Origin of the sequence: Ectopseudomonas guguanensis (genome assembly GCF_900104265.1) — a bacterium.
Taxonomy (GTDB): domain Bacteria; phylum Pseudomonadota; class Gammaproteobacteria; order Pseudomonadales; family Pseudomonadaceae; genus Aquipseudomonas; species Aquipseudomonas guguanensis.
Genome location: NZ_FNJJ01000007.1, coordinates 267,596 through 291,442, shown reverse-complemented (window position 1 = coordinate 291,442; position 23,847 = coordinate 267,596). Strand labels below are relative to the sequence as shown.

Below are 23,847 nucleotides of genomic sequence, written 5' to 3'. Positions count from 1 at the left end.
CTTGTGCAAAGAAAGTAAGCAAAGAAACACACCCCTGCATACGGCCCCGGCTGCGCCGGGGTTCCCTCGCTCCATCACCGTTCCAGGGGCACGCCGTGAAGGGCCATCCCTGGCCCATCACGACTCTCGCGGCATCCATGCCGCTCAACCCCTTCCACGGTGATTCCACTCGGCCTCCTGAAGGGGACTTGGGCGTCGTCTGTTCCATCGCAGTTGAAGAGCAAGGGCAAAGGCAAAAGCAAAGGCAAAGGTCAGACGCCGCCAATTTCAACTTCGCAAAGATTATGCAAGCTCGCGCCTCGGTCCCGTCAGGAGGCCGAAACGTAGCGCAGCGGAGTAACAAGCCGCAGGCAGACCCGAAGGGTGAGCGCAGCGAATCAAGGTGTGGCGCCCGTAAGGGGCGCAACCCAAACGCTCAGTACACTCGGTAATGGATAGTGCTAAGTCAGCAAGCGATACGCAAACAAACCTGCCAGTCCGGGGCCAACCCGCACTTTCCCCAAAATATGCGAACAACCAATAAAAAACCCGCTGATCTTGCGATCAGCGGGTTTCGTATATGGCGCAGCGGACGGGACTCGAACCCGCGACCCCCGGCGTGACAGGCCGGTATTCTAACCGACTGAACTACCGCTGCGTGTCGGCTGGACTTGCGTCCAAAGAACTCTTGAAACTCTGTAGCGTCCGATGGCGCCCTGGCGGGCTTTGCCATCTCAGACCGAACCGATATCGATCTGGCAAATAGTGGCGCAGCGGACGGGACTCGAACCCGCGACCCCCGGCGTGACAGGCCGGTATTCTAACCGACTGAACTACCGCTGCGCGTCGGCCGGACTTGCGTCCGAATTCGCTATGGTGGGTGGTGACGGGATCGAACCGCCGACCCTCTGCTTGTAAGGCAGATGCTCTCCCGGCTGAGCTAACCACCCATGTGCCTTAGCGAGGCGCGCACTTTATGCAGGTGGCGAAGCTAAGTCAACACCCTGCTTGAATTTTTTCTGAAAAAAGCACGCCGCTTCAATCCATCTCGCCGCACAGCTCGGCAGCTCTCAACAAGGCCGCCGTCAGGCTGTGGCGCTCCCAGTCGGCCAGGGCCGCGAAACGCTGGTTGAATTCCGGCGGCATCAGCGAGGGCGCCTGCTGGATCAGGTCGCGCCCGGCATCGCTGATCAACAGCCATTGCCGGCGGCGATCGCGATCGTCGCGCTGGCGCTGCAGCAGGCCGCGCTCCTCGAGGCGATCGAGCAGGCCGGAGAGCGTCGCCGCCGTCAGGCTGACGCGACTGCTGAGCACGCTGGCAGTCATGCGCGTCTCGCTGGCCAGCACCTGCAGAACCATCAACTGCATGGGCATCAGTCCACCAAAACGCGCCAGGCGCTTGGCATGCACCTCGCCCGCCTGCTGCAGGCGCCGCAGCGCCTGGAATAGTGGCATTTCAAAGGCCATGACAGATGACAAATCAATTTCAGCAGGAACTTTTTTAGCGCTCATAAACACCAATTCATAACAACCAAAGCTTTGACATGAAAGCATTTTCTTGTTTTGGTGTAAAACGGCTCGACCACGAGCCACTCCCCAACGGCAACACCGGTAAGGAACTATGTGCGGAATAGCTGGAGAACTACGTTTTGATCGACGCCCCGCGGACCTGGCGGCAGTCGAGCGCATCACCCACCACCTGGCCCCTCGCGGCCCCGACGCCCACGGCTTTCACAGTCAGGGCCCCATCGCCCTGGGCCACCGCCGCCTGAAGATCATGGATCTCGCCGAAGCCTCGGGCCAGCCGATGATCGACAGTGACCTCGGCCTGTCGATGGTGTTCAACGGCGCCATCTACAACTACCCGGAGCTACGCAGCGAACTGGAAGCGCTGGGTTATCGCTTCTTCTCCGGCGGTGATACCGAAGTGCTGCTCAAGGGTTATCACGCCTGGGGCGACGCCCTGCTGCCCAAGCTCAACGGCATGTTCGCCTTCGCCGTCTGGGAGCGAGACAAGCAAAGCCTGTTCATCGCCCGCGACCGTCTCGGCGTCAAGCCGCTGTACCTGTCGCGCACCGACGAGCGCCTGCGCTTCGCCTCCTCGCTGCCGGCCCTGCTGCAGGGCGGTGACATCGCCGGAACGCTCGATCCGATCGCGCTCAACCACTACCTGAATTTCCATGCCGTGGTGCCGGCGCCGCGCACCATCCTCGCAGGTGTCGAGAAGCTGCCACCGGCCACCTGGATGCGCATCGACGCGCAAGGCGAGGTCGAGCAACAGACCTGGTGGACACTGCAGTTCGGCCCACAGGGCGAGGAAGTGAACTACGGCTTGGAAGAATGGCGCGACCGCACGCTGGAAACCATGCGCGAAGCGGTGGAGATTCGTCAGCGCGCCGCCGTGGATGTCGGCGTGCTGCTCTCCGGCGGTGTCGATTCGAGCATGCTGGTCGGCCTGCTGCGCGAAGCCGGCGTGGAGAACCTCTTGACCTTCTCCATCGGCTTCCAGGATGCCGGTGGCGAGCGTGGCGACGAGTTCCAGTATTCGGACCTGATCGCCCAGCGTTTCGCCACCCGCCACCACCAGTTGCGCATCGGCGAGCACGAGATTCTCGAGCAACTGCCGCAGGCCTTCCGTGCCATGAGCGAGCCGATGGTCAGCCACGACTGCATCGCCTTCTATCTGCTCTCGCGGGAAGTGGCCAAGCACTGCAAGGTGGTGCAGAGCGGCCAGGGCGCCGACGAGCTGTTCGCCGGCTACCACTGGTACCCGCAGGTCGACGGCGCCAAGGATGCCTTCGCTGCCTACCGCGCGGCCTTCTTCGACCGCGAGCACGACGAGTACGCCGCCTGCGTGCGTCCCGCCTGGCTGACCGGCGACATGGCCGGCGAGTTCGTCCGCGAGCACTTCGCCATGCCCGGTGCCGAGGCGGCAGTGGACAAGGCGCTGCGCCTGGACAGCACGGTGATGCTGGTGGACGACCCGGTCAAGCGCGTGGACAACATGACCATGGCCTGGGGCCTGGAGGCGCGCACGCCGTTCCTCGACTACCGCGTTGCCGAGCTGTCGGCGCGCATTCCGGCGCGCTTCAAGCTGCCCGAAGGCGGCAAGTACGTGCTCAAGGAAGCGGCGCGCAAGGTCATCCCCAGCGAGGTGATCGACCGGCCCAAGGGATACTTCCCGGTTCCCGGCCTCAAGCACCTGGAAGGCGCCACGCTCGGCTGGGTGCGCGACCTGCTGCTCGACCCCAGCCAGGATCGCGGCCTGTTCAATCCGAAGATGCTCGACCAGTTGCTGACCAACCCGCAGAGCCAGCTCACGCCCCTGCGCGGCTCCAAGCTGTGGCAGCTCGCGGCGCTCAACCTGTGGCTGAGCGAGCAGGGTCTGTAAAACCAAACGGGGGCGGACCTAGCGCCGCCCCTACAGGATCAATGGTCGTAGCCCGGATGAATCCGGGGTGGTCACGACACCACACTCGATCCGGCCCAGACCGGAGGTAGAGATCAAGGACAACTCATGCGCTCCACTGCCTACAACCAACGCCTGCTGCGCGGCCAGGCGCCCTCCTACGAACGTCTGCAGGCGCGCCTGGCCGAGGATCATGCCAGCCAGCCGAGCCAGCCGCAGGCCATTCATTGCGGCTGGGGCCGCCTGCTGATCGGCCACACCTATCCCGATGCCACGACGCTGGCCGAAGCCCTGCTTGCCGAGCAGCCCGGCGAGCGCGATATCGCGCTGTACGTGGCCGCCCCGCATCAGGTGCTGGCGCATGCGCCGCAGCAGCTGTTTCTCGACCCCTCCGACACCCTGCGCCTGTGGTTCAGCGACTACCGCCCCGCGCGCCGCATCTTCCGTGGTTTCCATATCCGCCGCGCGCAGAACGATGCCGACTGGCAGGCCATCAACTGCCTGTACCAGACCCGCAACATGCTGCCGATCGATCCGACCAAGCTCACCCCCTACAACGAAGGTGGCCCCACCTACTGGCTGGCCGAGGACGAGGACAGCGGCGCGGTGATCGGCAGCGTCATGGGCCTGAACCACCAGCGCGCCTTCCGCGATCCGGAAAACGGCAGCAGCCTCTGGTGCCTGGCGGTGGCGCCGCAGTGCAGCCGCCCGGGTGTCGGCGAGGCGCTGGTGCGTCACCTGATCGAACATTGCATGAGCCGCGGCCTGAGCTACCTCGACCTGTCGGTGCTGCACGACAACCGCCAGGCCAAGAAGCTCTACGCCAAGCTCGGCTTTCGCGAGCTGCAGACCTTCAGCCTCAAGCGCAAGAATGGCATCAACCAGACCCTGTTCCTCGGCCCCGGCCCGCAGGCCGAACTCAACCCCTACGCGCGCATCATCGTCGACGAGGCGCTGCGCCGCGGCATCGAGGTGCAGGTGGACGACGCCGAGGCCGGGCTGTTCACCCTCAGCCATGGCGGCCGCCGCATTCGCTGCCGCGAGTCGCTGTGCGACCTGACCAGCGCGGTGAGCATGACCCTGTGCCAGGACAAGCGCCTGACCCACCGCGCCCTGTCACGCGCCGGCCTCAGCGTACCGGCGCAGCGCCTGGCCGGCAGCGCCGAGGACAATGCCACCTTCCTCGCCGAGCACGGCTCGTTGGTGGTCAAGCCGGTGGACGGCGAACAGGGCCAGGGCGTGGCGGTCGACCTGCGCACGCCAGGCGAAGTACAGGAGGCCATCGAGCGGGCCCGCGTATTCGACCAGCGCGTATTGCTGGAGAGCTATCACCAAGGCCACGACCTGCGCATCCTGGTGATCGGCTACGAGGTGGTGGCGGCGGCGATCCGCCGTCCGGCCGAGATCATTGGCGATGGCCGGCACAGCATCGGCGAGCTGATCGACGCCCAGAGCCGCCGTCGCCAGGCTGCCACCGGTGGCGAAAGCCGCATCCCCAAGGACGCCGAAACCCTGCGCACCCTGCACGGCGCCGGCCTCGATTACGACAGCGTGCTGCCGGCCGGCCAGCGCCTGGCGGTGCGCAAGACCGCCAACCTGCATACCGGCGGGACCCTGGAGGACGTCACCGCGATCCTCCATCCGACCCTGCGCGACGCCGCCATCAAGGCTGCCCGCGCCCTGGAAATCCCGGTGGTCGGCCTCGACCTGCTGGTGCCTGCCGCCGACCAGCCCGATTACGTGTTCATCGAGGCCAACGAACGTGCCGGCCTGGCCAACCACGAACCGCAGCCGACCGCCGAGCGCTTCGTCGACCTGCTGTTCCCGCTGAGCCAGGCAACAAGCTGAAAACCTCTCCCCCGGCCCTCTCCCGCACTCGGGAGAGGGGCAATCCGAACGCGAGGAGCCTACATGCAACAGTTACCCGAACCCGATCTGGACTACATGCAGAAGGTGCTGCTGGAGATGCTCGCCATCCCCAGCCCTACCGGTTTCACCGACACCATCGTGCGCTACGTTGCCGAACGCCTCGAAGAGCTGGAAATCCCCTTCGAGCTGACCCGCCGCGGCACCATCCGCGCCACCCTGCGCGGGCGTCAGAGCGAGTACGAACGTTTCGACCGTGCCGTCTCCGTGCACCTCGACACCATTGGCGCCATCGTCCGCGAGATCAAGGACAACGGCCGTCTCGGCCTGGCGCCGGTGGGCTGCTGGTCGAGTCGTTTCGCCGAAGGCAGCCGCGTCAGCCTGTTCACCGACAACGGCGTGATTCGCGGCAGCGTGCTACCGCTGATGGCCTCGGGGCACGCCTTCAACACCGCTGTCGACACCATGCCGATCAGCTGGGATCACGTCGAGCTGCGCCTGGACGCCTACTGTGCCACCCGTGCTGATTGCGATTCACTCGGCGTTTGCGTGGGTGATTTCGTCGCCTTCGATCCGCTGCCGGAGTTTTCCGAAAGCGGTCATATCAGCGCCCGCCACCTCGATGACAAGGCGGGCGCCGCCGCGCTGCTGGCGTCACTCAAGGCGATTCGCGATCAGGGCCTGCAACCGATGATCGACTGTCACCCACTGTTTACCATCACCGAGGAAGTCGGCTCCGGCGCTGCCGCTGCCCTGCCCTGGGATGTCAGCGAGTTCGTCGGCATCGACATCGCACCGGTCGCACCGGGCCAGCAATCCAGCGAACATGCCGTGAGCGTGGCCATGCAGGACTCCGGCGGGCCTTACGACTATCACCTGTCACGCCAGTTGCTGCGCCTGGCCGCCGAGCAGGAAATACCGGTGCGCCGCGACCTGTTCCGCTATTACCACAGCGATGCGCAGTCGGCCGTCACCGCCGGCCACGATATCCGTACGGCACTGCTGGCCTTCGGCTGCGACGCCACCCACGGCTACGAGCGCACCCACATCGACAGCCTCAAGGCCCTCAGTCGCCTGCTTACCGCCTACATGATGAGCCCGCCGGTATTCGCCAGCGACGCACAGCCGGCGCAGGGTTCGCTGGAACGCTTCAGCCATCAGCTGGAGCACGATGCGCAGATGGAAAGCGATACCCGCGTCCCACCTGTGGACAGCCTGGTCGGGCAACATGATCGCGACCCTTGAAGGCTTCGGCGCATAAGGGCAAAGTGACCAACGAACCACAGGGGAGCAGCAGCTCCCCTTTTTCTGGCCTGCCTCCGGCCGGCCACCCTAGGGACGTCGCCCCGCGACGTTTGAAGAACGACTGACGGCCATGCTGCATGGCCCACTAAGAGGGAGTCGGCGAGGCAGCGAGGGAGGTCAGGCAGGCGGTATCGCTGGAGAAGACGCAATGTTCGGCGGCAATTGCACATCTTCCGGCTGGTTTCACGTCCGATGGCCACACGCAGCAGTTTGCAGACCCCTTCTGAGGTTCACGGATGCCTCGTCTTTGCCTGGCTTTGCTGTTGTTGTGGCTCGCCTGCCCGACCTGGGCGCTCACGCCTGTACCACTCGACAGCGACGACCTGCGCCTGTCACTGGGCCCCTACACCGGCTATTACGAAGACGCGAATGGCAGCCTCGACGTCGAGCAGGTGCAGGCGCTGGACGACAATGCTTTCCGCGAGGTCGGCGGCGAACATGCCAACCTCGGCAAGAACGCATCGGTCTGGTGGTTCAAGGTGCGCCTGGTCAACGCCCTGACGCATGAGGTGGGCGGCTACCTGGAAGTGAATTACCCGCTGCTCGATCACCTGGAGATCTACCTGGTCAACCCCGACGGCGAGCGTTTGCGGCAGGAAAGCGGCGACCGCTTCGCCTTTTCCCAGCGACCGGTACAGGTGCGCAATTTCTGGTTCCCCATGCAACTGCAGCCCGGCGTCAGCACCCTGCTGATCCAGGTGGAAACCACCAGCACGGTGTTCGTACCGCTGTTCTTCGCCACCTACGGCGCCAGCGCGGCGGCGCAGGAAAACCTGATGGGCTTCAACGGCGCGTTCTACGGCGTGCTGTTCGCCATGTTCTGCTACAACCTGTTCCTCTATCTGTCGCTGCGCGAGTCGGCCTACCTCTGGTACCTGGCCTACAACCTCAACGTCGGCCTGCTCGCCGCCTGTTTCGACGGCATGCTGTTCAAGCTGCTGCCCGAGCACGTGGCCTTCCAGTCGGTGAGCATCTACATCCTGATGTACGTGCACTGCCTCACGGCCATCCAGTTCAGCCGCCATTTCCTCCATGCCCGTCAGTACTTTCCACGGCTGGACACAGGCCTTCGCCTGCTGATGCTGGCCTGCCTCGGCTGCCTGCTGTCGGTGCCGCTGATCGGCTTTTCGGCCTGGAACATCCTGGCCAGCGTCACGGTTTCCCTGGTCTCGCTGATCCTGCTGCTGACCGGCATCTACGTCTGGCGTCGCGGCGTGCGCTACGGGTCCTACTACACCCTGGCCTGGGCCATCCTGCTGTTCGCCTTCATCCAGGCCACCACCGGGTCGCTGGGGCTGGAAGTGTTCGGGGTGTTCGGCGCCACGGTGGTGAAGATCGGCGTGACCATCGAGCTGATCACCCTGTCCATCGGCCTGGCCGACCGCATCAACCTGCTCAAGGAAGAAGGCTTCCAGTCGCGTCGGGCGGCCGAGCAGGCGGCCTTCGAGAGCCAGGCCAAGAGCCGCTTCCTGGCCAAGATGAGCCACGAGATCCGCACCCCGCTCAACGGCGTGCTGGGCATGCTGCAGCTGCTGCGCGAAACTCCGCTGGACCGCAGCCAGCGTTTCTATGTCGACACCATCTCCAGCTCCGGCAGCTCGCTGATGGCGGTGATCAACGACATCCTCGACTACGCCCGCATCGAATCGGGCAAGCTCAGCCTCGAGCAGATCGAGTTCGATCTCGAGAACATGATTTCCGAAACCCTCAGCCTGTTCACCGGCCAGGCCCTGGACAAGCGCCTGCGCCTCTACATAAGCCTGGAAAATGGCGTGCCGCGGCGCATCCAGGGCGACCCGACACGGCTCAAGCAGGTACTGATGAACCTGCTCAGCAACGCCCTGAAGTTCACCGCCGAGGGCCACGTGGCGGTCAGCGTCACCCGTCGCAGCGACAGCCATGGCGCGCCGCATCTGGTCTTCGCCGTCAGCGACAGTGGCATCGGCATCAGCGAGCAGGCCCTGGCCCAGCTGTTCGAATCCTTCGCCCAGGGCGACTCCAGCACCACGCGCCGCTACGGCGGCAGCGGCCTGGGACTGGCCATCAGCAAGGAGCTGGTGGAGATGATGGGCGGCCGTATCGAGGTGCAGAGCACCCCCGGCCAGGGCACACGCTTTGCCTTCGACATCCCCCTGCTGATCGAACAGGACAGCACCGACGAGCTCAACCACCTGCTGGCAGGTCGTACCGCCCTGCTCGCCTCGCTCGATGGCCTGGGGCTGGACGCCATGAGCCGTCTGCTCGGCCGCTGGGGCATGCGCACCGAACGCTGCCAGACGCCGGAACGCCTGCAGGACTATCTGGAGGATTTCGCCGCGCCGCCGCTGCTGGTGCTGATGGCGCCCTGGCCGGGTGGCGTCAACCACTGGCTCGACTCGATCAGGCCAAAGCTGCAGACACAGCAGCGCGTGCTGCTGATCTGCCCGCCCGAAGCCTGCCAGCAGCTACCGGCGAGTCAGGGCCTGCGCCTGCAACACCTGGCCCAGCCGGTGGCGATCAACGCGCTGCGCCAGGCCCTCACCGGGCTGTACGAAGAACCCAGAGCACAGGTACATCAGTTGGTCAGAGACATGCGCAGCGACAGCAGCAACGCCCCCTGCATCCTGGTGGCGGAAGACAACCCGGTAAACCAGCTGGTGGTTCAGGGTTTCCTGAAGAAACGCGGCTACAGCGTACGCCTGGTCACCAACGGCCAGGCCGCCGTGGATGAATACGAGCGCGACCCCGCAGCCGTGCAGTTGATCCTGATGGACTGCGAGATGCCGGTGATGGACGGCTTCGAGGCCACGCGGCAGATCCGCCGCCTGGAGCGCAGCCGGCAACTCCCCGCGGTGCCGGTGATCGCGCTGACGGCGCACATCCTCGAAGAGCATCGCCAGCATGGCCTGGATGCCGGCATGGACGATTTCCTCGGTAAACCGCTGGACAGCACGCTGCTCTACAGCACACTGGAGCGTTTTCTGAAGCGCCCCGGCAATCGCGCCTGAGCCCGCTCGCAGCGTGGTGCCCTCTGGCTCTATCATGGGCGCCAACAACCGGAGTCCATTCGCCGTGCTGATCCCCGCTCACCTGCTGCAAGCCGACACCCTCACCGCCCTGATCGAAGATTTCGTCACCCGCGACGGCACCGACAACGGCGACGAGACCCCGCTGGAAACCCGCGTGCAACGGGTACGCCGCGCCCTGGACAAGGGCGAGGCGGTGATCGTGTTCGACCCGGACAGCCAGCAGTGCCAACTGGCGATGAAGCGTGACGTGCCCAGGGAATGGCTGGACGCCCTGAACGACGCCCTCAGTGATTGACCGTGTGCGCCAGCATCACCGATAGCTGGCACAGCGGCCGCCCGCTCTCGGCCTGCCACTGGTTGAAGGCGGCCTGCACCGCAGCCAGATCCTTCTGGCTGGTGGGCGCCTTGTCGATGACGCCCTGCGCCTTGAGCGCCGCGACCATATCGTCGGTGGGCACGAAGGTGTCCTTGCCCACCATGCGCAGAAAGCGCGGTGCCGACAACCCGCCGAGCTGATTGCCGTGCTTGGCCAGGTACTTCCATAGACCGACGATGTCGCTCACCGGCCAGTCGGCGATCAGGGCGCCAAAAGAAAAATCGGCCGCAGGCCGAGTCTGATGGCCTTCTCCCTCTGGGAGAAGGTGGCGCGCAGCGCCGGAAGAGGGACTGCCCGACAAACGCCCCGCCCGCACGTCGAGAATGAACTGGGCATTGCGCGGCACGCTTCTGAGCTTGCCCAGGTGGCGGATAAGCCGCGCATCCTGCATCAGGTTCTCCAGGCGTTCGGCGCCCATCAGCACCACCTTTTCCGGGTCGAAGCCGAAGAACACCTCCTCGAACGCCGGCCACTTGGCATCCACCAGACTGTGCTTGAGCCCGGCGCGGAAGATGCGCAGGCTGATCAGCGACAGGTAGCGGTCATCGGAGAGCGCACGCAGCTCGGCATCGCTGCGCGGCTGCGGCAGCATGGCCTCCAGCACCTTGGCCGAGCCGAAGCGGTTGAGGCAGAACTCGTGCAGCCACTTGTAATCACGCATGAATCGAATCCTTCATGAATCGGATGACGAAGCCTGCATCCAGTAAGCCGAGCACCGCAAGCCCTGTAAAACCGTAGGGCGGGTGAAACCCGCCAATCGCGAACCGGCGGGTTGCACCCGCCCTACTCGCGCAACCGCTCGGCGGCCTGGCGCAGCGCCGCCTCGGTGCCGCTCCAGCCCAGGCAGCCGTCGGTGATCGACACGCCATAGCGCAGCTCGCCGGACAGCGCCTGGCAACCATCGAACAGGTGGCTCTCCAGCATCACCCCGCGCAGGCTGCTGTCGCCGGCCAGGCGCTGGTCGATCACGCTGTCCAGCACCGCGGGCTGGCGCAGCGGGTCCTTGCCGCTGTTGGCATGGCTGCAGTCGACCATGATCCGCGGCGCGATACCCTGGCGCTCGAGCGCCTGGCGCGCGGCGGCGACGCTGGCGGCATCATGGTTCGGCGCGCCATGACCGCCGCGCAGCACCAGATGGGTGTCCGGGTTGCCGGCGGTATGCAGCAGCGCCGGGTGGCCAAGATCGTCGATGCCGAAATGCTGGTGCGGGTGCGCTGCCGAACGCATGGCATCGCAGGCGATGCCGATGCTGCCGTCGGTGCCATTCTTGAAGCCCACCGGCAGATCCAGGCCGCTGACCATCTCGCGGTGCACCTGCGACTCGCTGGTGCGTGCGCCAATTGCCGCCCAGCCGAGCAGATCATCGAAGTAACCGGCGGCCATCGGCTGCAGCAGCTCGCTGGCCAGCGGCAGGCCGCGCTCGAGAATTTCCAGCATCAGCTGGCGCGACAGGCGCAGGCCTTCGGCCATGTCGCCGCTGCCATCCAGATGCGGGTCGTACAGCAGCCCCTTCCAGCCCACGGTGGTGCGCGGTTTCTCCACGTAGGCGCGCATCACCAGCAGCAGCTGGTCGTCGACCTGCGGGGCCAGCTCGGCGAGGCGCTCGGCATATTCGAGGGCGCTGCTGCGGTCATGCAGGGAACAGGGGCCGACCACCACCAACAGGCGCGAATCACGGCCATCGAGCACGGCGCGGATGGCCTCACGGTCGGCGGCGATACGTTTGGCAAGTGCGGCGGATAGCGGTAAGCGCTGGCGCAATACGGCGGGACTGGGCAGCGGCTGGGCGCTGCGGCGGGCGATGGTGGTGACGGGGCAAGCGAGTTGAGCGGAGACGGATGCATTCATGATCTGGCGGTTCCTTGACCGGTGCGGCCTGCGCCGCAGCGGCGCTAACTGAGTGTTCGTTGCAAAGGCGTCAGGGCGGTGGTGACGTTGCTAAATCGCCAGTCGTAGCGGTAGTTGCGGTAATAACGGTTCATCTGTGAGTCCTCGATCTGTGGCCGTTTTCGGCCGGAAAAACAAAACCCCCGGTCGGGTTGCCGACCGGGGGTTTTCTGGAAAACGTCTCTGGTGGCGACCCTGGTTTCTCAGGCCGCCTGTGGGGTATCAGGCGCGCCTGTGGCTAAACCAATACCCAAAGAAGTGGTACGCCGCAGCCACGGCCATCTGCGCACGAGCCAGCGCGGCGCGCGAGGCACCGACTTGCAGCGAGGACAGGAGGTTGAGGCTGGCGGACATGGAATTCTCCAAAGCGATGGCCGAACCATACTCCAGGCCTTTGCGGCCTGGCAAGCGTCGCGGCTAAAGCCCCTCCCACAAGCGAGACGAACCGTGGGAGCGGCTTCAGCCGCGATGCCTTACAGGCTCATCACATCGAGAAAGCGCGGTGTGGCGCTGTCGTCGATCTTCAGGCTCCTGAAGTCGAACAGGTTGCGGTCGGCCAGTTGCGAGGGGTGCACGTTCTGCAGGGCGCGGAACATGATCTCGACGCGCCCCGGGCTCTTGCGCTCCCACTCCTGCAGCATCTCCTTGACCACCTGGCGCTGCAGGTTCTCCTGCGAGCCGCAGAGGTTGCACGGGATGATGGGGAACTGCTTGAGCTGGCTGTAGGCCTCGATATCGGCCTCGGCGCAATAGGCCAGCGGGCGGATCACCACGTTGCGGCCGTCGTCGGACAGCAGCTTGGGCGGCATGGCCTTGAGCGTGCCGCCGTAGAACATGTTGAGGAAGAAGGTTTCCAGAATGTCGTCGCGGTGGTGCCCCAGCGCCATCTTGGTCGCGCCGATCTCGTCGGCGTAGGTGTACAGCGTGCCGCGACGCAGACGCGAGCACAAAGAGCAGGTGGTCTTGCCCTCGGGGATCTTCTCCTTGACCACCGAGTAGGTGTCCTTCTCGATGATGTGGTACTGCACACCGATGGATTCGAGGTAGGCCGGCAGCACGTGCTCGGGGAAACCGGGCTGCTTCTGGTCCATGTTCACCGCGACGATCTCGAACTTGATCGGTGCCACCTTCTGCAGGTACAGCAGCACGTCGAGCATGGTGTAGCTGTCCTTGCCGCCGGACAGGCAGACCATCACCTTGTCGCCATCCTCGATCATGTTGAAGTCGGTGATGGCTTCGCCGGCCAGGCGGCGAATGCGCTTCTGCAGTTTGTTCTGGTTGACCGAAAGGGTGCCCATGGTGCGTCGAAATCCGAGGGGGTGGGAACGAAAGCGCGACATTTTACGCACAAAGGTGCCGCGCCCCTACCCCGTCGACGGTTAAATGCTAGGCTCGGCCGATGAACGACGACCTCGACCCCAGCCAGGATCTAGCCGACCAGGTGCTGCAGCTACTGCAGGCAGCCCCCGACGGGCTGGCCGAATACGCCCTGATCCAGCAGCTCAAGTCCCGCCACAGCGGCCACCTGCCCAACCTGCCACTGACCGACAAGCTGGTGCTGTTTCGCACCCATTTCCTGCTGTTCAACGCCCTCTACCGCCTGCGCGACCGACTCTGGCAGGAGCAGACGTACCTGCTCGAGATCAGCCCGCTGTGCATTCGTCTGCAGCCTTATCAGCACGGCAGTAGCGCGCTGAGCGAGCGCGACGAGCTGCGCGACTACTACCTGGACCTGAGCCAGCTGCAGGACACCGATGAATGCGACGTGGAACGCCTGCTGACCAGTTTCTGGACGCGCATGCAGGGCGGCGACGAAAAGCAGGCAGCGCTGGAGCTGTTCGAGCTGCACCACGAGCAAGCCCTCGACTTGCCGCGCATCAAGCAGCGCTACCGACAAATGGTCAGCGTGCATCATCCGGACCGAGGCGGCAGCACAGAGCGGTTGCAGTCGATCAACCTGGCCATGGAAATTCTCGGCCGCTATTACCACTGACGCCGAGAGAGCGATTTGCTCTAAAGCCAGGCATCACGGCGGCTCCAGGCCCTGCCTATACTGCGACATAAGGTCGCATCGAATTGGCCTGACACCCGGAGGCGCTGTACATGCGCCCCGGGCGTTCGCTGGGGGGCGACCGTCATAAGAAAAGGAGGTGTCTGGCATGATCCACCACGTTTGGGGGCTCTTCACCCATCCCGACCAAGAATGGCAAGAAATTCGTGGCGAGGAAGAAACCATCAGCCACATGTACCTGACCCACGTACTGATTCTCGCGGCGATCCCCGCCATCTCGGCCTATATCGGCACCACCCAGGTTGGCTGGGCCATCGGCGACCGAGCGCCGGTCATGCTCACCGAGGGCAGTGCGATGGTGATGACCATCATGTCCTACCTGGCGATGCTCGCTGGCGTAGCCGTGATGGGCGCCTTCATCCACTGGATGGCACGTACCTATGACGCCAATCCGACCTTCACCCAGTGCGTCGTGTTCGCGGCCTATACCGCTACCCCGCTGTTCATCGGCGGTCTGGCAGCGCTCTACCCGCACCTGTGGCTGGGCATGATCGTAGGCACGGTCGCCATCTGCTACACCGTCTACCTGCTCTATGTCGGCATACCGACCTTCATGAACATTCCCGAAGACGAGGGTTTCATGTTCTCCAGCTCGGTGCTGGCGGTGGGTCTGGTGGTGCTGGTGGCGATGATCGCCAGCTCGGTGATCCTCTGGGGCATGGGGATCGGCCCGGTCTATACCAGCTGATTGCCTTGGGCATCGCAACCACAGGCCGCCTTCGGGCGGCCGTTTTCTTGTCTGTCGCATTGGCGGGAATTTGAGTTGAACCCTGCGCCGCGATGACTGCCCCACCTATAAAGGCAGTCAGTGGATGGACAGACCATGTATGCGAACCTCTATACCCTTCTCACCCGCCCGGATCGCGCCTGGACGGCAATTCGCCAGGACGAGGAACGTAACAGCGCCAATTACCTGCCCTACCTGTTGCTGTTCAGCCTGTTGCCAGCGGTCTGCCTGTTCATCGGCACCCATTGGATGGGCTGGAGCCTGGTGGATCAGGAGCGCATTCGCCTGGAGGCGATCAGCGCGCTGCAACTGAGTGCGCTGATCTATGTGGCGACGCTGATCGGCGTCGGCATCATGGGCTACTTCCTGCGCTACATGTCACGCACATTCAAGGCCAGGCCCACCTTCAACCAGTGCATCGGTTTCATCGCCTATGCCTGCACGCCCTTCTTTCTGGCCGGCATCGCCGGGCTCTACCCCACTCGCTGGCTGGCGATACTGGTTCTGCTGGCGGCCTGCGCGCATACCTCCTACCTGTTCTATGTCGGCCTGCCGCGCTTCATGCGCATCGACAACCAGCAGGGCTTTCTCTACGCCTCCTCGATGATCGGCGTCGGTCTGCTGGTGGTGGTGACCATTCTGGTCAGCGCCATCCTGTTCTGGACCCTCACCCTGGAACCCGACTATCAGCGGACGGTGCAACAGGACCAGAGCCGCGGTACGCAACAGGAGCGGATGCAGGCACCAGCAACAGACGAGTGAGGCCTGCGCAGGGCGGGCCGCTTGCGGCATAATCGGCCCTCAGCCCGCCCTTGCGTCAGTCCATGCCCGAACAGATCCACGCCCGCGTCGAAGCCTGCTATCAGCAGGCGGAAGCCTTCTTCAAGCAACGCTTCACCCGCCCCGAGATCAGCTTCAAGTTGCGCGGGCAGAAGGCGGGGGTCGCGCATCTCACGGAGAACAAGCTGCGCTTCAACCTGCAGCTGTACCGCGACAACCACGAGGACTTCCTGCGCCAGACGGTGCCCCATGAAGTGGCCCACATGATCGCCCATCAGCTGTTCGGCCCGCGCATCCAGCCGCATGGCGAGGAGTGGCAGCTGATCATGCGCGGCGTCTACGAGCTGCCACCGCATCGTTGCCACAGCTACGAGGTCGAACGGCGCAAGGTGGCCCGCTTCATCTATCGCTGCCGCTGCGTGGATGGCGAGTTTCCCTTCTCCGCTCAGCGTCATGCGCTGGTGGCCAAGGGGCGCCGCTACTACTGCAGACGCTGCAAGGCGACGCTGCAGTTCACCGGCCAGCAGCGCCAGGAGTGATGGGGACCATGCCATAACGCCGTGGTGCGCACAGCGCACCCTACGCCCGCCTCGAACTCCCGTAGGGTGCGCTGTGCGCACCGACAGGGGCCAGATTCAACCCAACGCCCTTGCAGCCCTCAAGGCCGCGATCCGTTCAGCGTCATAACCCAGCTCGGCCAGCACCTGTTCGGTATGCGCGCCAACTGCCACGCCCACATGCCGGGGCGGCGGCAAACCCTCGGAGAACTTCAGCGGGCAGGCCAGTTGCGCCTGGGCCGGCAAGCCTTCGCGCGGCACCTCGACGACCAGCTCGCGCGCCCTGATCTGCGGATGGCGTACCGCTTCGGACAAAGGCAGCATGGGCTCGGCGCACGCATCCAGCCCAGCAAAGACTTCGCACCACTGCGCGAAATCGCGTTTCTCGAATTCGATCTCGATCTCGCGCTTGAGCGCACGCTGATCCTCGGGCTTCTGCGACAGGCCACGCGCCGCCAGCTCGGGCCGGCCGATGGCGGCGCAGAACTGCTGCATGAACTGCGGCTCCAGGCTGCCGACGGAAAACCAGCGACCATCGCGTGTGCGGTAGTAGTCATAGAAGCTGCCGCCATTGAGCGCCTGGTTTTCCATGCCGGGCTCCACCCCACCGCCGAGATAACCTGCCCCAGCCATGCCATGCAGGCTGAAGGCGCAGTCGGTCATGCTCACATCGACCTGCTGCCCCACGCCGCTGACCTGGCGCTGCACAACGGCTGCAAGCAGGCCGATCACCCCATGCAGCGAGCCACCGGCCAGATCGGCCAGCTGTACGCCCAGCGGCAACGGGCCGCTGTCGCGACGCCCGGTGTAGCTGGCGATGCCGGCCAACGCCAGGTAGTTGATGTCATGCCCGGCGCGATCACGATAAGGCCCGCTCTGGCCGTAGCCGGTGATCGACACGTAGATCAGCCGCGGGTTGATCGCCTTGAGCGCCTCGTAGCCGAGGCCCAGCTTGTCCATCACACCTGGGCGGAACTGCTCGAGCAGGATGTCGTACTCGCTCACCAGTTGCTTCACCACTTCCACGGCCTCGGGGCGTTTGAGGTCCAGGGCGATGCTACGTTTGTTGCGGTTCAGATAGGCATGGCTGGTGGACGTTCCGCCATCATGCGGCGGCAGCACGCGCACCAGGTCCATGCGCGTGGGCGACTCAACACGCAGCACCTCGGCGCCCATGTCGGCCAGCAGCAGCGAGGCGAACGGCCCCGGCAGCAGGGTGGAAAAATCGAGAATCTTCAGCGATGACAAGGGTCCGGACATGGTGACTCCAGATTGGCTTATTCGAGGTCGCCCGGATGCGCTCCGGGCTGACGCTTACCGGCTTACTCCTGACTCAACGCGGGGCTGCAGGTTCTTACAGCTTCATCCCGCGACTGATGATCTCCTTCATGATCTCCGAAGTGCCGGCGAAGATCCGCTGAATCCGCGCGTTCGCGTACATCTTGCAGATCGGGTACTCCCACATGTAGCCCCAGCCGCCGTGCAGTTGCACCCCCTCGTCGACCACCTTGCCGAGCAGTTCGGTGGTGAACAGCTTGGCCTCGGCGGCCACTTCCGGGGTGAGCTTCTTCTGGTTGTGGTCCAGCACGCAGCGGTCGGTGAAGACCTGCGCCACGTCGATCTGCGTGCGCATCTCGGCCAGCTTGAAACGGGTGTTCTGAAAGTGCGCCACCGGGCGGCCGAAGGCCTGGCGCTCCCTGACGTAGTCGATGGTGGTCTGCAGCGCCGCCTCGGCACCGGCCACCGCGCCACAGGCGTTGGTCAGCCGCTCCTGGGCGAGCATGTTCATGAGGTAGAAGAAGCCGCCCTTGGCATCGCCCAAGAGGTTTTCCTTGGGCACCTTGACGTCATTGAAGAACAGCTCGGCGGTGTCCTGGCTGTGCATGCCGAGTTTCTTCAGTTTCCTGCCGCGCTCGAAACCGGGCATGCCGCGCTCCACCAGGAACAGGCCCATGGCGTGCTTGTTGGCCGGATCGGTCTTGGCCGCGACTATCACCAGATCGGCCAGGTAACCATTGGAGATGAACACCTTGGAACCGTTGAGCAGCCAGTGGTCGCCCTTGTCCAGCGCAGTGGTGCGCATGCCGGCCAGGTCGGAGCCGGCAGACGGCTCGGTCATGGCCACGGCAAGGATGGTCTCGCCACGGATGATGCCGGGCAGCCAGCGCGCCTTCTGCTCCGGGCTGCCGTACTCGGCAATATAGGGGCCGCACAGCGCCGAGTGCAGCGGGATCATGAAACCCGGTTCGTTGATCCGCGCCAGCTCCTCGCACATGATCTGCTCGTAGCGAAAATCCCTGAGCCCCGCACCGCCGTATTCCTCATCCGCCCAGGGCAGCAGAAAGCCCATCTCGCCAGCCTTGCGCCACACGCTGCGATCCACCACGCCGGCCTCCTCCCAGGCCTCCTGATGGGGCACCACCTCCTTGTCCAGAAACGCCGCGAAGGCATCGCGGAACAGGTTGTGCTCGGTGTCGAAATGGTTGCGTTGCATGGGGCGGGTCCTCCGCTGTTGTTATCTCCCGGAGGTTAAGGGCCGCCTCGCGGCCCCTCAATGACCCATGCGCTCAGCCTCGCTTGACCCAATCGCTCGGCTGGCTTGCTCTGCTCGAGAGCTGCTGACTACCATCGGCCACCCCCGATCTGGAAACCCAGCATGCGCGAACGCACCATCGCCAGCCATTTCGTCCGCGCCGCCCTGCGCGGCGCCGAGCGCCAGGGTCTGGCCTGCGAGGCGATCCTGCGCCAGGCCGGCATCCAGAGCGCGGTGCTCATCGAGCCGCGGGCACGCATCGCACCGGAGCAGTTCGCCCGCCTGATGCAGCTGCTGTGGGAAGCGCTGGACGACGAATACCTCGGCTTCGGCCGCCAGCCGAGCAAGCGCGGCACCTTCGCCATGATGGGCCACGCCATCATCCACTGCCGCAGTCTGGAGAAGGCCCTGAGCCGCGGGGCGATGTTCTATGGCCTGTTTCCCGACGCACCGGGCATCTGCCTGCAACGCGAAGGCGACTGGGCGCGGCTGAGCGTGGACGACAGCACGCTGTGGGACCCGGATCATTTTCTGCTGGAGAGCCTGCTGGTGATCTGGCATCGCCTCGGCAGTTGGCTGATCGGCCAGCGCATCCGCCTGGAAGAAGCCACCTTCGCCTATCCCGAGCCCGCGCATGCCGCCGAATACGAATTGCTGTTCCCCTGCAACCGGCGCTTTGCCGCCGGGCAGACCAGCCTGCTGTTCCACGCGCGCTACCTGGCGATGCCGCTGCTGCAGGACGAACGCACGCTCAAGCAGTTTCTCCAGCACTCTCCCGCCGACCTGCTGGCCCGCCCCGATGGCGGCGACAGCCTGATCAGCCAGATCCGTCGCCTGCTCGGCCGTGACTGTCGCACCTGGCCCGACCTGGAACAGGTCGCCCAGCAGTTGCATACCAGCCCGCAGACCCTGCGTCGCCACCTGCGCGAAGAAGGCACCAGCTTCCAGGAACTCAAGGACCACCTGCGCCGTGACCTGGCCATCTACCACCTGGGCCGCGACGAACTGGCGATCCAGGATATCGCCGAACAGCTTGGCTTCTCCGAGCCCTCGGCCTTTCACCGCGCGTTCAAGAAGTGGACGGGGCTGACACCCGGGGCGTATCGGGCGCAGGAAGGCTGATGGCGAGCGCTGCCACATGCGGAAACATTTGCCTTGGCGCTCTGCGCGGTAATGCCCTAAACATTAAGTCGATGACGTCAACTCCCGGCAAAGGCCTGCCCCGATGTTCACGACCCGACTCAAGCAAGAGGTGAAGGCATTACGCGAAGAACTGTCGCTGTTCCAACAGGTGCGTGCCAGCCTCGACGACGAAATGATCGCCCTGACCCTCGACCCGCAGGGTCGCATCGACAAGGTCAATGCCAACTTCGAGACGGAAATGCACTACCGTGCCGAACAGTTGCGCGGCCGCTCGCTGCTGGAGCTGATCCCGGAGCAGGTGCGCAACCTCGATTTCCACCACCGCGTTCGTCACGCCCTCGAACGCGGCGAGCATCTGGCCGGTGTCATTCGCCTCAAGCGCGGCGACGGTCAGGAAGCCTGGCTGCGCTCGATCCTGCAGCCGGTACGCAACAGCCAGGGGCAGATCCAGTTCTTCTCCATTTACGCCAGCGACCTGACACGTACCATCGTCGCATCGCGTGAGCACGAGAATCTGGTCAATGCCCTGCAGCGCTCCACCGCGGTCATCGAGTTCAGCCTCGCCGGCGAGATTCTCACCGCCAACAAGCCCTTTCTCGACTCCATGGGCTACACCCTGGCGCAGATACAGGGCAAGCACCACCGCATGTTCTGCGACCCCGCCATGACCGCCACGCCGGAATATCAGCGCTTCTGGGAGCAGCTGCGGCGCGGCGAATTCGTCGCCGGCCGCTTCAAGCGCGTCGACGCGCACGGCCGCGAGGTCTGGCTGGAAGCTTCCTACAACCCGGTCACCGACGCGCAGGGCAATCTGTACAAGGTGGTGAAATTCGCCACGGTGATCACTGATCAGGTCAACCGCGAGCGTGCGATCGCCGAAGCGGCCGGGATCGCCTTCGAAACCTCGAAAAGCACCGACGCCAGCGCCCAGAACGGCGCCTCGGTGGTGCAGCAGATGCTCGACGCCATGCGTGAACTGTCGGCCCGCATGCAGCAGGCGGCGCAGGGCATAGAGGCCCTGGACAAGCAGTCGCAGGTCATCGGCTCCATCGTCAAGAACATCAGCAGCATCGCCGATCAGACCAATCTGCTGGCGCTCAATGCCGCCATCGAGGCGGCACGTGCCGGCGAGCAGGGGCGTGGTTTCGCCGTGGTGGCCGATGAAGTGCGCCAGCTGGCGTCGCGAACCAGCGCAGCGACGGAGGAAATCACCCAGGTGGTCGGGCAGAATCAGGAGCTGGCCGAGCGCGCGGTGGGGCTGATCGACCGTGGCAGGACGCAGGCCGAGCGCGGCCTGGAGCTTTCCGCCCAGGCCGGCCAGGTGATCGCGGAAATTCAGGAAGGCGCCAAGCACGTGGTCAGCGCGGTGGAGCGGTTCGCGACGCAACTCTAGATGCAGCCGGCCTGACAGCTTTGACCGCTAGCGCAGAGCGCCCTACTCAGTCGTACAGGCGCACCCTGAAACAGGCACCACCGAGCTCGGAATCCTCCAGGCTCAGCTCGCCGTCGTAGCTTTCGACGATGTCTTCCACCACCGCCAGGCCGATGCCCTGCCCCGGATTCTGCACATCGAGACGTTCACCACGCTGCAATACTCGCGCACGCTGATGCTGCGGGACGCCGGGGCCGTCGTCTTCGATAGTGATCAGGCAACCGTCGGCCAGCGGTTTGAGCCTGACGCGCACGCGCTGCAGGCAGAGGCGGTAGGCATTCTCCAGCAGGTTGCCCAGCAGCTCCATCAGAGCGCCACGCTCCATGGTGATCTGGCTGTGCTGGGGTACCTCCAGCGTCGCTTCGACGCGCTTGTCGCGGTAGACCTTGTCCAGCGAACGGCACAGGCCGTCGAGCAGCGGCCAGACCTGTTCGCGATGACGCACCAGGCCGCTGCGGCGCAGGCTGGCGCGCTGCAACTGATAGCCGACCTGCTGGCTCATGCGTTCGATCTGCGCCTGCATCAACTGCGCCTGCTCACGATTCTCCGGTTGCACGGCGAGGGTTTCGCCGATGCCCTGGAGCACACTGAGCGGTGTTTTCAGGCTATGGGCGAGGTCCTCCAGCGAATCGCGATAACGCTCGCGCTGACGCCGCTCGCTGTCGAGCAGGCGGTTGAGGGAATTGGTCAGGCGCAGCAGTTCGCGCGGATGCTCGTCGCTCAGGCGCTGGCGAGTGCCCGCCTCCACGCCATCGAGCTCGTCGCTGAGGCCGCGCAAGCTGCGAAAGCCCCAGGTCAGGCCGAACCAGAGCAGGCCCAGCAGCACCAGCAGTGCGATCCCCAGCCACAGGCGCAGTTGCCAGGCGAAACCGTTGAACAGCCCCTCATACTCGCGTGTCGGCTGCATGGTGACGATGCTCAGGGCGGTTTGATCGCCGCGCAGCAGATCCACTTCGATGTCGTACACGAAGTATTCCTGGCCACTGTCGTCACGAATCCGCACGAACTCATGGCCGCGGCCGTCGTAGCGCGGCAGGTAGCGCACCAGCTCATCGATGGAGGAGCGCGAACGCCAGATCATCTGGCCTTCGCGATCGAAGATGAAGCCCAGCAGGTGTGAATCGAGGTTGTCGAATTCTTCATCCGGCATCTTGTCCGGCATGTGCAACTGGCCGTCCTGAATGCGCGCAGCGGAGATCAGCGCAGCCGCGTCGGAGGCCAGACGCTTTTCCACGGTCTGCTCCAGGGCCATGAGGAAAACGCCCTGCAGCACGGGCATGAGCAGCAGCATGAACAACATCGCCAGCGCCGCACTGGCGAGCATCAGGCGCAGGCGCAGGGAACCGAAGCGGATGCGCAGCTTGCGCAGGAAGGCGCGCGCTCGCCTCACTTGCAGCGCTCGTTGAACATGTAGCCCTGGCCACGCACGGTTTCGATCGGCTTGCCGCCCAGCACGGCCTCCAGCTTGCGCCGCAGGCGCCCGACCAGCACTTCTATGACATTCGGGTCACGCTCGTCATCGCCGGGGTAGAGCTGCTCCATCAGGCGCTCCTTGGCCACCACCTGCTGGTGGTGCAGCATGAGGTATTCGAGGATGCGGTACTCGTAGGCCGTCAGTTGCAGGGACTGCTCGTCCACCATGGCCTGCTTGCGATTGAGGTCCAGCACCAGCGAGCCGGCCTCGATGGTGGACTTGGTGAAGCCGGAAGAGCGCCGCAGCAGAGCATTCAAACGCGCCTCCAATTCTTCGAACTGGAAGGGTTTGACCAGATAGTCGTCAGCGCCGCAGGAGAGGCCTTCGACCTTGTCCTGCCAGTTGCCGCGCGCGGTGAGGATCAGGATCGGAAAGTTCTTGTCCTGGCTGCGCAGCTGACGAATCAGATCGATGCCGCTCATGCCCGGCAGACCGAGATCGACCAGAGCCAGGTCATGGTTGAAGGACTCAGCTCGATACAACGCCTCTTCGGCAGTGCGCACGGCATCCACCACGTGCCCGTTTTCACTGAGGCGAGTGAACAGATGATGACGCAGCAGCGCCTCATCCTCCACCACCAGCAATTTCATGAGACTCTCCCTTTTTCAGTTGAACGAAGGCCGGGCGATGCCCGGCCTGGTAACGCTAAGCCGCCGTCAGAAGGCGAAGTTGGCACCGAGGTAAAGCTGCGAGCTGCTGTGCAGGTCCAGCGATCCTGCCTTGCCCGCGCCGTGCGGCGCCATTTCCGTGCTGGCGTTGGTACGCAGGTAACGATAGCCCGCTTCGATCGAGGTGTTGCTGTTCAGTTCCTGAAGGATACCGGCCTGCAGGCCCGCGGCAAATCCGATATCGCTATCGCGGGAGAAGCCGCGGCTCTCCTGCTCCAGCTTGACCAGGCCGGCGGTAACGCCACCGAACAGCTTGGTGTTGTTGTCACCCAGCGGGACGAACATGTCGTAGCTGCCGAGCAGATTCTGCTGACGCAGCTTGTAGCCACTGTAGGTGTCGGAGACGTTCTCGTAGGTCGCGTAGTAACGGCCATCGGCGGTCTTCTGGCCGGCACGGATGCCCCAGGTGCCCTCGCCGTTGATCACCTTGTCCAGCTTGGGGTTACCGAGATTGGCGTTCAGCGCGCTGGACTTCTGGATGTTGTTGTCGGTCTGGCCCCAGGTCAGGCCGACGAAGTTGTCGTTGGCCTGGGCAGCGGTTGCGCCCAGTGCCAGGCAGGTAGCGAATGCGATACGGTTCAGGGTGATTTTCATCGAGTCATTCCTCTCGTTGCGGTTTTCATCAACTCGAC

General features: G+C 64.5%; 21 protein-coding genes and 3 tRNA genes. 11 read left to right on the top strand and 13 right to left on the bottom strand.

What is annotated here, in order from left to right:
* Positions 1 to 560 precede the first annotated feature (560 nt).
* The 4 genes from BLS61_RS12745 to BLS61_RS12730 all read right to left on the bottom strand — a co-directional run bounded on the left by BLS61_RS12745 (position 561) and on the right by BLS61_RS12730 (position 1,491).
* Positions 561 to 637: transfer RNA gene (locus BLS61_RS12745), tRNA-Asp, on the bottom strand.
* 108 nt (positions 638 to 745) lie between these two features.
* A tRNA-Asp gene (locus BLS61_RS12740) sits at positions 746 to 822 on the bottom strand.
* 31 nt (positions 823 to 853) lie between these two features.
* Positions 854 to 929: transfer RNA gene (locus BLS61_RS12735), tRNA-Val, on the bottom strand.
* Between the two features lie 88 nt (positions 930 to 1,017).
* Positions 1,018 to 1,491, bottom strand: a complete 474-nt coding sequence (locus tag BLS61_RS12730; RefSeq protein ID WP_090431365.1) for a MarR family winged helix-turn-helix transcriptional regulator — start codon at positions 1,489 to 1,491, stop codon at positions 1,018 to 1,020.
* 109 nt (positions 1,492 to 1,600) lie between these two features.
* Here BLS61_RS12730 and BLS61_RS12725 point away from each other — a divergent pair, with 109 nt between their 5' ends.
* The 5 genes from BLS61_RS12725 (at position 1,601) to BLS61_RS12705 (ending at position 9,862) form a co-directional block, all read left to right on the top strand.
* On the top strand, positions 1,601 to 3,370 hold the full coding sequence (locus BLS61_RS12725; RefSeq protein WP_090431363.1) for an N-acetylglutaminylglutamine amidotransferase: 1,770 nt from the start codon (positions 1,601 to 1,603) through the stop codon (positions 3,368 to 3,370).
* A gap of 126 nt (positions 3,371 to 3,496) precedes the next feature.
* Complete coding sequence (gene ngg / locus BLS61_RS12720) at positions 3,497 to 5,236, top strand: N-acetylglutaminylglutamine synthetase (RefSeq protein ID WP_090431361.1); 1,740 nt, start codon at positions 3,497 to 3,499, stop codon at positions 5,234 to 5,236.
* 63 nt (positions 5,237 to 5,299) lie between these two features.
* Complete coding sequence (locus BLS61_RS12715; protein ID WP_090431360.1) at positions 5,300 to 6,499, top strand: osmoprotectant NAGGN system M42 family peptidase; 1,200 nt, start codon at positions 5,300 to 5,302, stop codon at positions 6,497 to 6,499.
* Between the two features lie 296 nt (positions 6,500 to 6,795).
* Complete coding sequence (locus BLS61_RS12710) at positions 6,796 to 9,546, top strand: hybrid sensor histidine kinase/response regulator (RefSeq protein ID WP_090431358.1); 2,751 nt, start codon at positions 6,796 to 6,798, stop codon at positions 9,544 to 9,546.
* 64 nt (positions 9,547 to 9,610) lie between these two features.
* A complete protein-coding gene (locus tag BLS61_RS12705) occupies positions 9,611 to 9,862 on the top strand; it encodes a YheU family protein (protein ID WP_090431379.1) in 252 nt (83 codons plus the stop codon).
* Here the strand turns inward: BLS61_RS12705 and BLS61_RS12700 are convergent.
* The 4 genes from BLS61_RS12700 to ttcA all read right to left on the bottom strand — a co-directional run bounded on the left by BLS61_RS12700 (position 9,852) and on the right by ttcA (position 13,128).
* Positions 9,852 to 10,604: a DNA-3-methyladenine glycosylase I gene (locus BLS61_RS12700; protein WP_090431356.1), complete on the bottom strand. Its 753-nt coding sequence runs from the start codon at positions 10,602 to 10,604 to the stop codon at positions 9,852 to 9,854. The two genes, BLS61_RS12705 and BLS61_RS12700, sit on opposite strands and share 11 nt — an antisense overlap.
* 122 nt (positions 10,605 to 10,726) lie before the next feature.
* A complete protein-coding gene (locus tag BLS61_RS12695; protein ID WP_090431354.1) occupies positions 10,727 to 11,791 on the bottom strand; it encodes a 3-deoxy-7-phosphoheptulonate synthase in 1,065 nt (354 codons plus the stop codon).
* 261 nt (positions 11,792 to 12,052) lie between these two features.
* Complete coding sequence (locus tag BLS61_RS24025) at positions 12,053 to 12,184, bottom strand: hypothetical protein (protein ID WP_279615168.1); 132 nt, start codon at positions 12,182 to 12,184, stop codon at positions 12,053 to 12,055.
* Positions 12,185 to 12,303: 119 nt separating this feature from the next.
* Positions 12,304 to 13,128 carry a tRNA 2-thiocytidine(32) synthetase TtcA gene (gene ttcA, locus BLS61_RS12690; RefSeq protein WP_090431352.1) on the bottom strand — a complete coding sequence of 275 codons (825 nt, stop codon included), beginning with the start codon at positions 13,126 to 13,128 and terminating at the stop codon, positions 12,304 to 12,306.
* Between the two features lie 101 nt (positions 13,129 to 13,229).
* Here ttcA and BLS61_RS12685 point away from each other — a divergent pair, with 101 nt between their 5' ends.
* The 4 genes from BLS61_RS12685 to BLS61_RS12670 all read left to right on the top strand — a co-directional run bounded on the left by BLS61_RS12685 (position 13,230) and on the right by BLS61_RS12670 (position 15,947).
* On the top strand, positions 13,230 to 13,823 hold the full coding sequence (locus BLS61_RS12685) for a DNA-J related domain-containing protein (protein WP_090431350.1): 594 nt from the start codon (positions 13,230 to 13,232) through the stop codon (positions 13,821 to 13,823).
* 166 nt (positions 13,824 to 13,989) lie between these two features.
* Positions 13,990 to 14,589 carry a Yip1 family protein gene (locus BLS61_RS12680; RefSeq protein WP_090431348.1) on the top strand — a complete coding sequence of 200 codons (600 nt, stop codon included), beginning with the start codon at positions 13,990 to 13,992 and terminating at the stop codon, positions 14,587 to 14,589.
* A gap of 135 nt (positions 14,590 to 14,724) precedes the next feature.
* Complete coding sequence (locus BLS61_RS12675) at positions 14,725 to 15,390, top strand: Yip1 family protein (RefSeq protein ID WP_090431346.1); 666 nt, start codon at positions 14,725 to 14,727, stop codon at positions 15,388 to 15,390.
* Between the two features lie 62 nt (positions 15,391 to 15,452).
* Positions 15,453 to 15,947, top strand: a complete 495-nt coding sequence (locus tag BLS61_RS12670; RefSeq protein ID WP_090431344.1) for a SprT family zinc-dependent metalloprotease — start codon at positions 15,453 to 15,455, stop codon at positions 15,945 to 15,947.
* 96 nt (positions 15,948 to 16,043) lie between these two features.
* Here the strand turns inward: BLS61_RS12670 and BLS61_RS12665 are convergent, their stop codons facing one another.
* Together BLS61_RS12665 and BLS61_RS12660 are read right to left on the bottom strand one after the other, a co-directional pair.
* Entirely contained in the window at positions 16,044 to 17,225 is a 1,182-nt protein-coding gene (locus tag BLS61_RS12665; RefSeq protein ID WP_090431342.1) for a CaiB/BaiF CoA transferase family protein, read from the bottom strand.
* Between the two features lie 94 nt (positions 17,226 to 17,319).
* Positions 17,320 to 18,459, bottom strand: coding sequence for an acyl-CoA dehydrogenase family protein (locus BLS61_RS12660; protein WP_090431340.1), 1,140 nt, complete (start codon positions 18,457 to 18,459; stop codon positions 17,320 to 17,322).
* Between the two features lie 162 nt (positions 18,460 to 18,621).
* Between BLS61_RS12660 and BLS61_RS12655 the strand changes: the two genes are divergently transcribed.
* Together BLS61_RS12655 and BLS61_RS24020 are read left to right on the top strand one after the other, a co-directional pair.
* Complete coding sequence (locus BLS61_RS12655) at positions 18,622 to 19,620, top strand: AraC family transcriptional regulator (protein ID WP_090431338.1); 999 nt, start codon at positions 18,622 to 18,624, stop codon at positions 19,618 to 19,620.
* A gap of 103 nt (positions 19,621 to 19,723) precedes the next feature.
* Positions 19,724 to 21,034, top strand: coding sequence for a methyl-accepting chemotaxis protein (locus tag BLS61_RS24020; RefSeq protein ID WP_090431336.1), 1,311 nt, complete (start codon positions 19,724 to 19,726; stop codon positions 21,032 to 21,034).
* Between the two features lie 46 nt (positions 21,035 to 21,080).
* Here BLS61_RS24020 and BLS61_RS12645 read toward each other — a convergent pair whose 3' ends face one another.
* The 3 genes from BLS61_RS12645 to BLS61_RS12635 all read right to left on the bottom strand — a co-directional run bounded on the left by BLS61_RS12645 (position 21,081) and on the right by BLS61_RS12635 (position 23,809).
* The gene (locus BLS61_RS12645) at positions 21,081 to 22,463 is read right to left on the bottom strand and encodes an ATP-binding protein (RefSeq protein ID WP_090431334.1); all 1,383 of its coding nucleotides are present in this window, start codon (positions 22,461 to 22,463) and stop codon (positions 21,081 to 21,083) included.
* Complete coding sequence (locus BLS61_RS12640; protein ID WP_090431332.1) at positions 22,460 to 23,137, bottom strand: response regulator transcription factor; 678 nt, start codon at positions 23,135 to 23,137, stop codon at positions 22,460 to 22,462. The genes BLS61_RS12645 and BLS61_RS12640 overlap by 4 nt, the downstream gene beginning before the upstream one ends.
* Before the next feature lie 66 nt (positions 23,138 to 23,203).
* On the bottom strand, positions 23,204 to 23,809 hold the full coding sequence (locus BLS61_RS12635; RefSeq protein WP_244157945.1) for a porin family protein: 606 nt from the start codon (positions 23,807 to 23,809) through the stop codon (positions 23,204 to 23,206).
* Positions 23,810 to 23,847: the final 38 nt, after the last annotated feature.